At 36.2% G+C, this 1025-nt stretch carries 1 protein-coding gene; it reads left to right on the top strand.

The features are described from left to right. Positions 1–1025: FtsK/SpoIIIE domain-containing protein (locus tag BMY79_RS11830; RefSeq protein WP_278320631.1), on the top strand; the 1025-nt coding region annotated here is incomplete at both ends.

Here is a 1025-nt window from a genome sequence, read left to right as displayed (position 1 = left end):
GAAGGAATAAGTAGTAGAATTCCTGAAAGTGTAACATTTTTTGATATGTACAAGGTAAAAAAACCACAAGACTTTGATTCAAGAAATCGCTGGAGCCAAAATCAGTCCCACAAGACTCTTGCAGTTCCACTAGGACTACGAGCAGAAGATGATATAGTTTCCTTGAACCTACATGAAAAAGCACATGGTCCACATGGATTAGTTGCAGGAACAACAGGTTCAGGAAAATCAGAGATCGTACAATCATATATTTTGTCGCTTGCACTAAATTTTCATCCATATGAAGTTGGTTTCCTTTTAATCGATTATAAAGGTGGTGGAATGGCAAACTTGTTTAAAAATCTGCCACATTTGCTTGGAACAATTACTAACTTAGATAAGGCAGAGAGCATGAGAGCAATGGCTTCGATTCATAGTGAACTTCTTCGTAGACAGCAGATATTTAGTGAGTGTGGAGTTAACCACATCAATGGATACAATAAGCTTTTTAAAGAAGGAAAAGTAAAAGAACCCCTTCCACATTTGTTTATGATAAGTGATGAGTTCGCTGAATTAAAAAGTGAGCAGCCAGATTTTATGGCAGAATTAGTTTCCACAGCCAGAATAGGTCGAAGCCTTGGTATTCATCTTATTTTGGCAACACAAAAGCCATCAGGAGTAGTAGATGATCAGATTTGGTCAAACTCAAGATTTAAACTTTGTCTAAAGGTGGCAGACACAAATGATAGTAAAGAAATGTTGAAAACACCAGATGCTGCAAGTATAACCCAGGCAGGACGAGCATATCTTCAGGTTGGAAATAATGAGATATATGAGCTTTTCCAATCAGCATGGAGTGGAGCAAAGTATGATCCAAATATAGATGCAAACGAAGAAAAATCACAGAAAGAAGACAATAGAGTTTACCTAATAAACGAAAAAGGACAAGGAGAACTTATCAATAAAGATTTAAGTTCAACAGGTTCAGATGATGAAAATAAAACAGTGATAACTCAGCTAGATGCAACAGTTAATTATTTAAGTGA

It is taken from the genome of Lachnobacterium bovis (assembly GCF_900111325.1).
Lineage (GTDB): Bacteria > Bacillota > Clostridia > Lachnospirales > Lachnospiraceae > Roseburia > Roseburia bovis_A.
Note: the sequence above shows the minus strand (reverse complement) of the source record. Positions and strands in the feature narration are given on the sequence as shown.